The sequence below is a fragment of the Sphingobium sp. KCTC 72723 genome, from assembly GCF_014280435.1.
Lineage (GTDB): Bacteria > Pseudomonadota > Alphaproteobacteria > Sphingomonadales > Sphingomonadaceae > Sphingobium.
The window spans coordinates 1809432-1821017 of sequence record NZ_CP060388.1; the positions used below are offsets into that span (position 1 = coordinate 1809432).

Consider the following 11586-nt stretch of genomic DNA (forward strand, 5'->3'; position numbering starts at 1 on the left):
CACACCTCATTTTACTGCGTCATGCTGAACTTGTTTCAGCATCCATCTCGCCCCAAAAGCAGCTGCTTGTGACGAGAGATGGATCCTGAAACGAGTTCAGGATGACGATGAAGGTGGGGATAGCTTCATATGCGATAGTCGGGGAGCGTTTGGGAATCAGTAGGCAATTGGCGGCCCGGACGAAGGCGGGGGCGGTGCGGCCATGCGGGCGATCAGGCCGGTCTTGAGCGCGAAGGCGATGGGACCGAAGGCCAACTGCCATGCGGGCAGGGTCAGGTCGGCGGCGACGAGCGGCGGGACCAGCGGCTGGATCGACGCGGCGAAGGGGCAATGTTGTTGCCCGGTCATGCCATCGTCAGGATCGCCCTTGCCCGGTGCCTGTTCGCGCGGGACGACGACATTGACAGCGCCCTGCCCGGTGCAGAGTGTGACCACCACGCCCTTTGCCGTGCGGACCGGCATGAAACCGGCGGGCGCGATCAGCTGGATGGCGAGGACGAGCAGCGCCATGGCGGCAAGCAGGCCGCGCGCGGTGCTGGAATGTCGGATCGCCCCCGTCATGACCCAGCGCCCTAGCGGCGAGCTGCCCCCCTGTCCATTGGGGCAAAAGGCCCATGGCGCGCGACCATTCACCTTGACGTAAACGTAAAGCGTTGCTACATCGCCCTACATGGACAAGCGCAGCAGCATCGCCGGGATCGAATTGCCCGACCATAGCGAACGGGAAACCTATACCATCACCGATTTGAGCGAGGAGTTCGGAGTCACTGCCCGCGCCCTGCGCTTTTACGAGGATGAAGGGTTGATCGCGCCGGAACGCCACGGCCTGTCGCGCATCTATTCGCGGCGCGACCGGGCGCGGCTGGCGTGGATTTTACGCGGCAAGCGCGTGGGGTTCAGCCTGACCGAAATTCGCGAGATGATCGACCTGTATGACGCGGACGAAGCGCATGAGGCGCAGCGGCGGGTGACAGTGGACAAGTGCCGCGCACGCATTGCGCTGCTGACCCGGCAGAAGGACGATATCGACGCGGCCATCGCCGAACTGGCGGCCTTCGTCGAAACCATCGAGCAGAAATAAGCCCCTACCCCTACTCAATTAAAAAACATCGCAGGAGAAGACCATGCCCAGCTACACCGCCCCCGTTCGCGACACCCGTTTCGTGCTGGACCATGTGGTCGGGCTGGACCGTTACGCCAACCTGCCCGGTTTCGAGAATGCGACCCCCGATCTGGTCGACGCGATCCTGACCGAAGGGGGCAAGATGGCGGCCGAAGTGCTGTTCCCGCTGAACGCTGTGGGCGACAAGGAAGGCTGCACCCGGCACCAGGACGGCAGCGTGACAACGCCGACCGGCTTCAAGGCGGCGTTCGACCAGTTTGTCGATGGCGGGTGGACGACGATCCATGGCCCGGTGGAATTTGGCGGACAGGGCTTGCCATCCGTGCTGGCGACGGCGGTGGACGAATATGTGCTGTCGGCCAATCAGGCGTTCGAAATGTATCATGGCCTGACCGCTGGCGCAGTCGCCGCGCTGATCGCCAAGGGCAGCGACGAGCTGCAACAACGCTACATCCCCAACATGGTGGCGGGCAAATGGACCGGCACGATGAACCTGACCGAACCGCATTGCGGCACGGACCTGGGCCTCATCAAGACCAAGGCAGTGCCGAACGCCGATGGCAGCTTTGCGATTACCGGGACCAAGATCTTCATTTCGGCGGGCGAGCATGACCTGGCGGAAAATATCATCCACCTCGTCCTGGCCAAGACGCCCGGCGCGCCCGATAGCAGCAAGGGCATTTCGCTGTTCGTGGTGCCAAAGTTCATGGTGGGCGATGACGGGTCGCTGGGGACACGGAACGCCGTATCCTGCGGGTCGATCGAACATAAGATGGGCATTCATGGCAATGCCACCTGCGTCATGAATTATGACGGCGCGACCGGATGGATCGTGGGTGAGGAGAATAAGGGGCTGGCCGCGATGTTCATCATGATGAACGCGGCGCGGCTGGGCGTGGGCCTGCAAGGTCTGGGTCAGGGCGAGATCGCGTTCCAGAATGCGGTTCATTATGCCCGCGACCGGCGGCAAGGCCGCGCGCTGACTGGTCCCAAGGAACCCAATGAAAAGGCCGACACGCTGTTCGTCCATCCCGATGTGCGGCGGATGCTGATGGAGGCCAAGGCCATCACCGAAGGGCTGCGCGCGCTGATCCTGTGGGGCGCGTTGCAGGCGGACCTGTCGCACCATGCCGCGACCGAAGAGGAACGGCAGAGCGCCGACGACATGCTGTCGCTGCTGACCCCGGTCATCAAGGGCTATGGCACCGACAAGGGCTTCGACGTGGCGGTCGCGTGCCAGCAGGTGTTTGGCGGCCATGGCTATATCTGGGAAAATGGCGTGGAGCAGTATGTGCGTGACGCGCGCATCGCCCAGATTTACGAAGGCACCAATGGCGTGCAGGCGATGGATCTGGTCGGCCGCAAGCTGCCGATGAACGGCGGGCGCGCGTTGCAGGCGTTTTTGAAGGTCGTGGCGAGTGAAGTGGCCGACGCCAAGGGCAATGAGAAGCTGGCTCCACTGGCCGAAGCGTTGGAAAAGGCGAGCGGGCAACTAGGCGCGGCGACCATGTGGCTGATGCAGAATGCGATGAAGAACCCCGATCATGCAGGCGCCGGCGCGCATCATTATATGCACATATTGGGCATCGTCGCCACCGGCCTGATGTGGTTGCGGATGGCGAGCGCGGCCACCCGCCTGATCGACGCAGGCGAAGGGGACGCGAAGTTTCTGGAGGCCAAGCTGGTGACGGCGCGCTTCTTTGCCGAACGGATCATGCCCGACGCCGGGTCGCTGCGCCGCAAGATAGAGGGTGGGGCCGACGCGCTGATGGCGCTGGACCCGGACATGTTCCTGGCGGCGTGATCCGATCGCGTTCCCCGGCACGTGCCGGGGAACGCGATCAGCTTTCTGCGCGGCACAGGGAACCGCCCTCCCCGCTCATGCGATTGCCCTGTGGATAGCAGGGGACTCCAATGACCGATCGTGTCGCGCAGCAGGTGCATGTGAATGCGCCATGGAAGATTCCGCCACGGGCGTGGTGGGAGATATTGAAGCGCGTATGGGCGGCGCTGGGCAGCAATCATGTCGGGCTGTTGTCTGCGGGCGTTGCTTATTATGCGTTCCTGTCGATCGCGCCGCTGCTGGCCGCCGTCGCGCTGACCTATGGCCTGTTCGGCGATCCGCAAATGGTGTCGCGGCATATGCAGGCGATCATTTCGGTGGTGCCTGCCGACGCTGCAACCTTGATCAATGACCAGTTGCTGGGCGTGGTCAGTGAGGCGAAGCCTGCGGTCGGATTTGGCCTGGCGGTTGCGCTGGCGCTGGCGGTCTATGGTGCCACGCGGGCGGCGTCGGCGATCATGGAGGCGCTCAATATCGTCTATGGATCGCGCGAAGGGCGCAGCTTCCTGTCCTCGACCCGTGTGTCGATGGGCATCACCTTTTCCGCCGTATTGGTGATGGTCGCGGGCGTTTTTACCGCGACGATCATTGGGCTGGTCCAAAACTGGCTGGTATCGTGGGGACCGGGCGCGCTGTTCGCGATCAAGGCCGTGACCTGGGTCAGCGCGGGGCTGCTCGCCAGCCTGATCTTTGGCCTCATCTATCGCTTCGGGCCGCACCGGCGGCAGGCACAATGGCAATGGCTGACCGTGGGATCGGTGACGGCAACCCTGTTCTGGCTGGGGGCGACGCTGGGCGTGTCCTTCTATGTCGCCACCTTCGGCAATTATAACGAAACCTACGGCTCGCTGGGGGCGGTGGTGGTGTTGCAACTATGGCTGTTCGTGTCCGCCTATGTCGTGTTGCTGGGCGCGCAGATCAATGCGGAGGCCGAGCGGCAGACCAGCGCCGACACCAGCGTCGGCCCGGAACAGGAAAAAGCCGCATAATCTCGCTTGCCCTGCCCGACATGCCACGCTAAAGCGCCCTCCTTCGCCGACACAGGAGTGTAGCTCAGTTGGTAGAGCGTCGGTCTCCAAAACCGAATGCCGTGGGTTCGAGTCCCTCCACTCCTGCCAGTCGTCTTGCCGCGAAGCCTTGAATATTCGGGGCAAAGCGGCCAGATGCGTCGTCGAACATGTGTCGCGAAGCAAGCGGCCGCACCCCCGGACGCCCACAGGGCGGGATCGGGAGGGCGGACTGTTGCTTCGCGCTTTGGTGTTGGTTGAAGGCAGGAACAGGCAGGACGATGGCGAAGACTTCTCCGAGCGAATTCGTCAACCAGGTCAAGACGGAAGCGTCGAAGATCGTATGGCCCACCGGGCGCGAAACGGTGATGACCGGCGTGATGGTCGTCATCATGACCACGGTGCTGGGCCTGTTCTTTTTCGGCATCGACACATTTTTCGGTGCGATCGTCCAGTGGCTGCTGGGTATCGCGGCCGGGCAGGCGTAAAGCATCTGCAAACATGATTTCCCGGTCGGCGGATGCTTCATCCGCCTCGATCGACTAAGTTGGGATTTGAAAGGGTAACATGGCGCGCTGGTACATCATCCACGCCTATTCGGGCTTCGAAAACAAGGTCAAGGAATCGATCCTGTCCGAAGCCGAGCGCATGGGCCTGACCCAATTGGTCGAGCAGGTCGAAGTGCCGGTCGAGACAGTGACCGAAGTAAAGCGCGGCAAGAAGGTCCAGGTCGAACGCAAGTTCATGCCCGGCTATGTCCTGGCCAAGCTGGCGATGAACGACGACATTTATCACCTGATCAAGAACACGCCCAAGGTTACGGGCTTTCTGGGGTCGATGGGCAAGCCGCAGGCGATCAGCGAGAACGAAGCCGCCCGCTATTTCGGCGCCCGCAAGGAAGCCGAAGCCGCACCCAAGCACAAGGTCAGCGTCGATTACGAAATCGGCGATGCGGTCAAGGTGCTGGACGGTCCCTTCGCCAGCTTCAACGGCGTGGTCGAGGAACTGGATTTCGAAAAGAACCGGGTCAAGGTGTCGGTGTCGATCTTTGGTCGCGCCACCCCGGTCGAACTGGATTTCGAGCAGGTCGAACTGTCGAAGTAACCCTGGATTTCCGGTTGGCCAAAACGCGGCGTCGGCATCGCTCGACGCTGCGTTTTTGCGTTTTGGGCCTGACAGGATGGACGATGCCGCTTTGCGGCAGGATTTGCAAAGTTGCGCTTCCCTTACGCCACCAAACAGTCTAGGGGCCGCGCTTTCCTGAAACCTTTGGGTCCGGGGAATTCATGCGGGAGGATTCGCCTTTGGGTGCATCCGCCAATACCGCTAAACTTGAACCGGAAGGTTGGCGTGCCACCCTTCCAGCAACAGAGTGAGTCATAATGGCTAAAAAGATTACGGGCTATATCAAGCTCCAGGTGCCTGCTGGCGATGCCAAGCCTGCCCCGCCAATCGGCCCGGCACTGGGTCAGCGCGGCGTAAACATCATGGAATTCTGCAAGGCGTTCAACGCCCAGACGGCCAGCGTGGAAAAAGGCACCCCCCTGCCCACGATCATCACCGTCTATGCGGACCGCAGCTTCACCTTCACGATGAAGCAGCCGCCTGCCACCTTCCTGATCAAGAAGGCGATGAACCTCAAGTCCGGTTCCAAGGAACCCGGCAAGATCGTCGCTGGTCAGATCAAGCGCTCGCAGCTTGCTGAAATCGCGCAGGCCAAGATGGTCGATCTCAACGCGAACGACATCGACGCTGCAACGAAGATCATCGAAGGCTCCGCTCGCGCGATGGGCCTTGATGTGGTGGAGGGCTGATTATCATGGCAAAGCAGACCAAGAAGGCGAAGGCTCTGGCCACCGCAATCGACAAGGAAAAGCTGCACGGCGTCAATGAAGCGCTGGGCCTGATCAAGACCCACGCGACCGCCAAGTTCGACGAAAGCGTCGAAATCGCGATCAACCTGGGCGTCGATCCCCGTCATGCCGACCAGATGGTCCGTGGCGTCGTCACCCTGCCCGCTGGCACCGGCAAGGACGTGCGCGTCGCCGTGTTCGCCCGCAACGACAAGGCACAGCAGGCGCTCGACGCCGGTGCCGACATCGTGGGTGCCGAAGACCTGCTGGAAAGCATCCAGGCCGGCAACATCGATTTCCAGCGCGTCATCGCGACGCCGGACATGATGGGCCTGGTCGGTCGTCTGGGCAAGATCCTGGGTCCCAAGGGCTTGATGCCCAACCCCAAGCTTGGCACCGTGACGCCCAACGTCGCCGAAGCCGTGAAGGCCGCCAAGGGTGGTCAGATCGAATTCCGCGTCGAAAAGGCAGGCATCATCCATGCGGGCCTGGGCAAGTCGAGCTTCACCGCCGAAGACTTGCGTCGCAACTTCGATGCGTTCGTCGATGCGATCGTCAAGGCCAAGCCGACCGGTTCGAAGGGCAAATATGTTCGCAAGATCGCCCTGTCGTCTTCGATGGGTCCGGGCGTGAAGGTCGATGTGGCGGAAGTCGCCGCAATCTGATTTTTGCGCTATAGACAATCAGGCAAGCCTCCTTCCTCGCGAAATGGGGAAGGAGGCTTTCTTGTTTTCGAGATGCGACCGCTCCCATCAACCCCATGCAGGCTTGGCGGAGAGGCATAGCGCTCTCGATAGGGGGACACCCCTCCACCACGCCCTTTGGGCGCGGTCCCCCTCCCCTTGCAGGGGAGGATCATGTGAAATCAGGGTGTGTGACCTTGCACTCTGAACGCTTCGCTTCCGGCAGGCGTAAAGGAACAGGTCTTTTGTATCCGTCGGAATATGGCGGGTCGCTATTACCGATGGAACGAAAAACATATGGCATTTGACAACCTCCCCCCCATCCTGTCGCAGGCGCTGACGACCAAGGGCTATGAAGTCCTGACCGAAGTGCAGTCGTCCGTGATAGAACCTGAAGCGGTTGGCCGCGACATGATCGTGTCGGCCAAGACCGGGTCGGGCAAGACCGTCGCTTTCGGCCTGGCGATGGCCGGCGAATTGCTGAACGAGGAAGGCCGCCTGCCCCCGCCGGCATGGCCGCTGGCGCTGGTCATCGCGCCGACGCGCGAACTGGCGTTGCAGGTCAGCCGCGAGCTGGAATGGCTCTATGCTGGTGCGCGCGCGCGCATCGCCACCTGCGTCGGTGGCATGGACGCCGCGCGCGAGCGCAAGGCGCTGGCGCAGGGCGCGCATATCGTCGTGGGTACGCCGGGCCGTCTGCGCGACCATCTGGAACGCGGCGCGCTCGACCTGTCGGCGCTCAAGACCGCGGTGCTGGATGAAGCCGACGAAATGCTCGACATGGGCTTTCGCGAAGATCTGGAAGGCATTCTCGATTCCACCCCGGACACGCGCCGGACCCTGCTGTTTTCGGCGACCATGCCCAAGCCCATCGTGGCGCTGGCCCGCCGGTATCAGAAGGACGCGATCCAGATCGCGACCACATCAACCGAGCGTGGCCATGGCGACATCAGCTATCAGGCGATGACCGTGGCCCCGGCCGACATCGAAAATGCGGTGGTCAACCTGCTGCGTTATCATGAAGCGGAAACGGCGATGCTGTTCTGTGCCACGCGCGACAATGTGCGCCACCTGCACGCCAGTCTGACCGAGCGTGGCTTTGCCGCCGTCGCCTTGTCTGGCGAACATAGCCAGAATGAGCGCAACCATGCGTTGCAGGCGCTGCGCGACAAGCGCGCGCGGGTGTGCGTGGCGACGGACGTTGCCGCGCGCGGCATCGACCTGCCCACGCTGACGCTGGTGGTGCATGTCGAATTGCCGCGCGACGCTGAAACGATGCAGCATCGGTCGGGCCGTACCGGACGCGCGGGCAAGAAAGGCACTGCCGTGCTGATCGTGCCTTATCCGCGTCGCCGCCGCGTCGAAGCGATGCTGAAGGGCGCGAAGATTCCGGTCGAATGGACGACGGCCCCCAGCAAGGAAGCGATTGCGCAGCAGGACGCCGAACGGCTGCGCGCGCAGTTGCTGGCCCCGGCGGAACTGGAAGAATCCGACTGGACGCTGGGTGCCGAATTGCTGGAAGCCAAGAGCGCCAAGGAAATCGCCGCGATGCTGGTGCGCAGCGCCCGCGCCGCGATGCCCGCGCCCGAAGAATTGCTGGACGCCAGCGAAGCCCCTGCGCGCCGCGACGGACCCCGTCCGGGCTTTGAGGATACGCAGTGGTTCCGCATGAACATCGGCCGCAACCAGAATGCCGATCCGCGCTGGATCCTGCCGCTGATCTGCCGTCGTGGCCATGTGTCGCGTGGCGACATCGGCGCGATCCGCATCACCACCAACGAAACCATGTTCGAAATCCCCAAGGCGATTTCGGCCAAGTTTCTGGCCGCCGTCCGCCGCTCTGGCGAGGCCGGTGACGAGGGCGCGGACGTGATGTTCGATCCGGTCGATGGCGCACCGCGTGAAGAAGCGCGCGAAAATCGCAAGCAGTTGCGCCCTGCCAATGGCGACCGTCCCAACCGCAGCGGTCCGCCCCGTGGCGGTCCGGGTGCCGGGTCGCGCGGCGGCGCGTCGCCGCACAGCCCGCGTCCGTTCAAGGGCGCTGGTGCCGGCGGCCCGCGCAAGGGTCCGCCCCGCTCGCGCGGCTGATAGCGTAAAACAGGAAAACCCCGCCCGGTTCAGAATCGGGCGGGGTTTTCTTATGGCTTAGGATTTTTGCGGATCCTCGCGTCGCAGCGAGGATTTTAATGCGCCCCGCACAAAGCCAGCATCCGGTTGGCCAGTTCGCGTTCGCCCATGACGACATGAGGCACGCCCAGCCCCTCCAGATAGTCGACTTCCGCGTCGCTGTGCGCGCGGGCGATGACATCCAGGTCGGGGTTGAGGTGGCGGGCATGTTCGTGGATCGCGCCCCCTTCGAAACCCTCTGGCACTGCGATCAACAGGCGACGCGCCGTGGCCACGCCAGCGGCGTTGAGATGCCGGTCCTCCAGCGCATTGCCGCGTATGACGGACAGGCCGGCTTCCTGCGCTTCCTGCGCCTTTTCCCCGTCATCCTCGATTACGACGAAGGGGATGTCGCGCTGGGTCAGGCCCAGTGCGATCAGCTTGCCCACGCGGCCATAGCCGATCAGGATGACATGGCCGACCGCAGGGCGCGCGGCGGCGACTCGTGCGGCTTCGTCGTCCACTTCCTCCTGCTTGCGGGCGCGCACCACCAGCGAGAAAAGGATGGGGTTGAGGAAGATCGACACGATCGCGCCCGCCAGGATGAGGTCGCGCGCATCGGGCGGCAATACGCCAAGCCCTGTGCCGAGCGAGGCGAGGATGAAGGAAAACTCCCCGATCTGCGCCAGGCTGACCGCGATCGTCAGTGCCGTGTCGTTAGGGTAGCGGAACAGGCGGACGATGGCATAGGCCGCGATCGATTTGCCCACGATGATGATCGCCACGGTGGCGAGCAGCGGCAGTGGTTGTTCCCACAGCACCGCCGGGTTGAACAACATGCCCACCGACACAAAGAACAGCACCGCGAACGCATCGCGCAGGGGCAGCGTTTCTTCGGTCGCGCGGCGGCTGAGCGGGGTTTCGCCCAGGATCATGCCCGCAAAGAAGGCACCCAGCGCGAAGGACACGTCGAACGCATAGGCTGCACCGAAAGCAACGCCCAGCGCGATAGCGAGGACGGCGAGACGGAACAGTTCGCGCGATCCGGTATGGACGACCCAGTGGAGCGCCCAGGGGATGACCCGGCGGCCCACCACCAGCATCAGCGCGACGAAGCCCGCCACCTTGAGCAGCGTGCCGACCAGCGGGGCAATGAGCGCGCTGGCTCCGGCATTGGCATCCGCGCCGTTCAGCACTTCGGCAAGGGCGGGCAACAGGACGAGGGCCAGGACCATCACCAGATCCTCCACGATCAGCCAGCCGACCGCGATGCGCCCGCGCCGGGTTTCGACCAGATCGGCCCCCTGAAGCGCGCGCAGCAGCACGACCGTGCTGGCGACGGAGAGGGCAAGGCCAAAGACGATGCCCCCCATCAAAGGCCAGCCCATGAAGTGGGACAGCGCCATGCCGAGCAGAGTCGCCACCGCGATCTGCACCAATGCGCCGGGGACCGCGATATTCTTGACCGACAGCAGGTCTTTCAAGGAGAAATGCAGGCCGACGCCGAACATCAGCAGGATGACGCCGATTTCGGCCAGCTCATTGGCAAGGCCCGCATCGGCGACGAAGCCGGGGGTGAAGGGACCGACCATGATGCCGGCGACCAGATAGCCGACCAGGGGCGAGAGTTTGAGACGATGGGCGATCGCACCCATGATGAAAGCAACGACAAGACCGGCGACGATGGTGCCGATCAGAGGAGTGTGGTGGGGCATAAGCAGCCTTCCTTTCGTGACGAATAGCCGCGTGAGCAGCCCGGAATGGAGTTCGTCAGGAAAGGGCGGGCGGCGCGCGCGGCTGATTCGGCGTCCTACGTAGGTGGGACTGGCGGCGCGGTCGAAATTTGACTGCCCCGGTCAACGACAGGATATGCCAGAGGGCAATCGGAAGCGCCGCCAGCGCCGGTAAAAGCAGCACGATGGCAGGATCAGCATCGCGATCGGGACGGGCCGCCTGCGCCGCCTGTGGTGCCAATGGCGCGCGGGCCTTTAGCACAACATCGCTGGTCGCCGGGTTGAAGGCCGATCCGGTCACGCGACTGAGCGGTGGCCCCACCGGCGCCAGAGCAGAAAACAGCGCAACGGCAATCAGCATCCACACGGCCAGCAGCATCGGCAGCCGCGCTGCGATCCCCTTACTCCTGTAGATGCTTGCCTTCATACGCGAAATCTGCTCCAAGTCCGCCTCCAGATAGTAAGGCGTGGCCCAGAAAACCAGCCCTGTCATCGGCCCATGGCGGTTGACAGGTGCGAGTCATTCCACTACCGGGCCACATTCCCGCGCGGGTCGGCTAAGGCATCATGTCTTTGGTGATCTGCGTAAAGCAGATTTGAACGAGAAGAGACAAGCCATGTTCGCTATCGTGCGCACAGGCGGCAAGCAGTATCGCGTCGCCGCCGGAGACAAGATCGTCGTCGAAAAGATGGCCGGTGAAGCCGGTGACAAGATCACGCTGGACGACGTCCTGCTGGCCGGTGAAGGCGGCGAACTCAAGGACGTGAGCGGCCTGACCGTCGCGGCCGAGATCATCGCGCAGGCGAAGGGCGAGAAGGTCATCGTCTTCAAGAAGCGTCGCCGCCACAATTATCGCCGCAAGAACGGCCACCGTCAGCGCCACACGATCCTGAAGATCGTGGCAATCGGCGCCTAACAGCGCCCTGCTGATCCAGATTCGAGGAGTTTAGACAATGGCACATAAGAAAGCTGGCGGTTCGTCGCGCAACGGTCGTGATTCGGAAGCCAAGCGCCTTGGCGTTAAGAAGTTCGGCGGTCAGGAAGTGATCGGCGGCAACATCATCATTCGTCAGCGCGGCACCCGCGTCTATCCCGGCCGCAACGTCGGCATGGGCAAGGACCATACGCTGTTCGCGCTCGGTGAAGGCCGCGTGGTATTCCACGCCGGCAAGCAGGGCCGCAAATATGTGTCGGTCGATGCCATGGCGCAGGCCGCAGAATAACGGACGATCAATGA

At 63.1% G+C, this 11586-nt stretch carries 13 protein-coding genes and 1 tRNA gene; 11 read left to right on the forward strand and 3 right to left on the reverse strand.

All coding sequences use genetic code 11. The annotated features are described in order from the left end of the window. Positions 1 to 156: 156 nt before the first annotated feature. A complete protein-coding gene (locus SPBM01_RS08950) occupies positions 157 to 561 on the reverse strand; it encodes a DUF2946 family protein (protein ID WP_188065163.1) in 405 nt (134 codons plus the stop codon). Between the two features lie 109 nt (positions 562 to 670). On the opposite strand from SPBM01_RS08950, the gene SPBM01_RS08955 reads away from it, so the two are divergent. The 9 genes from SPBM01_RS08955 to SPBM01_RS08995 all read left to right on the forward strand — a co-directional run bounded on the left by SPBM01_RS08955 (position 671) and on the right by SPBM01_RS08995 (position 8597). Further along, entirely contained in the window at positions 671 to 1081 is a 411-nt protein-coding gene (locus tag SPBM01_RS08955) for a MerR family transcriptional regulator (protein ID WP_188065164.1), read from the forward strand. 43 nt (positions 1082 to 1124) lie between these two features. Further along, a complete protein-coding gene (locus SPBM01_RS08960) occupies positions 1125 to 2927 on the forward strand; it encodes an acyl-CoA dehydrogenase C-terminal domain-containing protein (RefSeq protein ID WP_188065165.1) in 1803 nt (600 codons plus the stop codon). Between the two features lie 110 nt (positions 2928 to 3037). Continuing rightward, on the forward strand, positions 3038 to 3955 hold the full coding sequence (locus SPBM01_RS08965) for a YihY/virulence factor BrkB family protein (RefSeq protein ID WP_188065166.1): 918 nt from the start codon (positions 3038 to 3040) through the stop codon (positions 3953 to 3955). 53 nt (positions 3956 to 4008) lie between these two features. Further along, a tRNA-Trp gene (locus SPBM01_RS08970) sits at positions 4009 to 4084 on the forward strand. A gap of 170 nt (positions 4085 to 4254) precedes the next feature. Further along, on the forward strand, positions 4255 to 4461 hold the full coding sequence (gene secE, locus SPBM01_RS08975) for a preprotein translocase subunit SecE (protein WP_188065167.1): 207 nt from the start codon (positions 4255 to 4257) through the stop codon (positions 4459 to 4461). 79 nt (positions 4462 to 4540) lie between these two features. Next, positions 4541 to 5077, forward strand: coding sequence for a transcription termination/antitermination protein NusG (gene nusG, locus SPBM01_RS08980; protein ID WP_188065168.1), 537 nt, complete (start codon positions 4541 to 4543; stop codon positions 5075 to 5077). Between the two features lie 278 nt (positions 5078 to 5355). Beyond that, entirely contained in the window at positions 5356 to 5787 is a 432-nt protein-coding gene (rplK, locus tag SPBM01_RS08985; protein ID WP_188065169.1) for a 50S ribosomal protein L11, read from the forward strand. Positions 5788 to 5792: 5 nt separating this feature from the next. Further along, positions 5793 to 6491 carry a 50S ribosomal protein L1 gene (rplA, locus tag SPBM01_RS08990; protein WP_188065170.1) on the forward strand — a complete coding sequence of 233 codons (699 nt, stop codon included), beginning with the start codon at positions 5793 to 5795 and terminating at the stop codon, positions 6489 to 6491. Between the two features lie 315 nt (positions 6492 to 6806). Beyond that, complete coding sequence (locus SPBM01_RS08995) at positions 6807 to 8597, forward strand: DEAD/DEAH box helicase (RefSeq protein ID WP_188065171.1); 1791 nt, start codon at positions 6807 to 6809, stop codon at positions 8595 to 8597. A 95-nt stretch (positions 8598 to 8692) separates the two neighbouring features. Here the strand turns inward: SPBM01_RS08995 and ybaL are convergent, their stop codons facing one another. Together ybaL and SPBM01_RS09005 are read right to left on the reverse strand one after the other, a co-directional pair. Continuing rightward, the gene (gene ybaL, locus SPBM01_RS09000; protein WP_188065172.1) at positions 8693 to 10330 is read right to left on the reverse strand and encodes a YbaL family putative K(+) efflux transporter; all 1638 of its coding nucleotides are present in this window, start codon (positions 10328 to 10330) and stop codon (positions 8693 to 8695) included. Positions 10331 to 10385: 55 nt separating this feature from the next. Then, positions 10386 to 10841 carry a hypothetical protein gene (locus tag SPBM01_RS09005; RefSeq protein WP_188065173.1) on the reverse strand — a complete coding sequence of 152 codons (456 nt, stop codon included), beginning with the start codon at positions 10839 to 10841 and terminating at the stop codon, positions 10386 to 10388. 124 nt (positions 10842 to 10965) lie between these two features. Between SPBM01_RS09005 and rplU the strand changes: the two genes are divergently transcribed. Beyond that, positions 10966 to 11265, forward strand: a complete 300-nt coding sequence (rplU, locus tag SPBM01_RS09010) for a 50S ribosomal protein L21 (RefSeq protein WP_188065174.1) — start codon at positions 10966 to 10968, stop codon at positions 11263 to 11265. A 37-nt stretch (positions 11266 to 11302) separates the two neighbouring features. After that, complete coding sequence (gene rpmA, locus SPBM01_RS09015) at positions 11303 to 11572, forward strand: 50S ribosomal protein L27 (protein ID WP_188065175.1); 270 nt, start codon at positions 11303 to 11305, stop codon at positions 11570 to 11572. Positions 11573 to 11586 lie beyond the last annotated feature (14 nt).

Excerpts from the sequence above, each read along its gene's own strand:
- SPBM01_RS08950 (WP_188065163.1), bottom strand. The coding sequence starts at position 561 with ATGACGGGGGCGATCCGACATTCCAGCACCGCGCGCGGCCTGCTTGCC.
- SPBM01_RS08955 (WP_188065164.1), top strand. The coding sequence starts at position 671 with ATGGACAAGCGCAGCAGCATCGCCGGGATCGAATTGCCCGACCATAGC.
- SPBM01_RS08960 (WP_188065165.1), top strand. The coding sequence starts at position 1,125 with ATGCCCAGCTACACCGCCCCCGTTCGCGACACCCGTTTCGTGCTGGAC.
- SPBM01_RS08965 (WP_188065166.1), top strand. The coding sequence starts at position 3,038 with ATGACCGATCGTGTCGCGCAGCAGGTGCATGTGAATGCGCCATGGAAG.
- secE (WP_188065167.1), top strand. The coding sequence starts at position 4,255 with ATGGCGAAGACTTCTCCGAGCGAATTCGTCAACCAGGTCAAGACGGAA.
- nusG (WP_188065168.1), top strand. The coding sequence starts at position 4,541 with ATGGCGCGCTGGTACATCATCCACGCCTATTCGGGCTTCGAAAACAAG.
- rplK (WP_188065169.1), top strand. The coding sequence starts at position 5,356 with ATGGCTAAAAAGATTACGGGCTATATCAAGCTCCAGGTGCCTGCTGGC.
- rplA (WP_188065170.1), top strand. The coding sequence starts at position 5,793 with ATGGCAAAGCAGACCAAGAAGGCGAAGGCTCTGGCCACCGCAATCGAC.
- SPBM01_RS08995 (WP_188065171.1), top strand. The coding sequence starts at position 6,807 with ATGGCATTTGACAACCTCCCCCCCATCCTGTCGCAGGCGCTGACGACC.
- ybaL (WP_188065172.1), bottom strand. The coding sequence starts at position 10,330 with ATGCCCCACCACACTCCTCTGATCGGCACCATCGTCGCCGGTCTTGTC.
- SPBM01_RS09005 (WP_188065173.1), bottom strand. The coding sequence starts at position 10,841 with ATGACAGGGCTGGTTTTCTGGGCCACGCCTTACTATCTGGAGGCGGAC.
- rplU (WP_188065174.1), top strand. The coding sequence starts at position 10,966 with ATGTTCGCTATCGTGCGCACAGGCGGCAAGCAGTATCGCGTCGCCGCC.
- rpmA (WP_188065175.1), top strand. The coding sequence starts at position 11,303 with ATGGCACATAAGAAAGCTGGCGGTTCGTCGCGCAACGGTCGTGATTCG.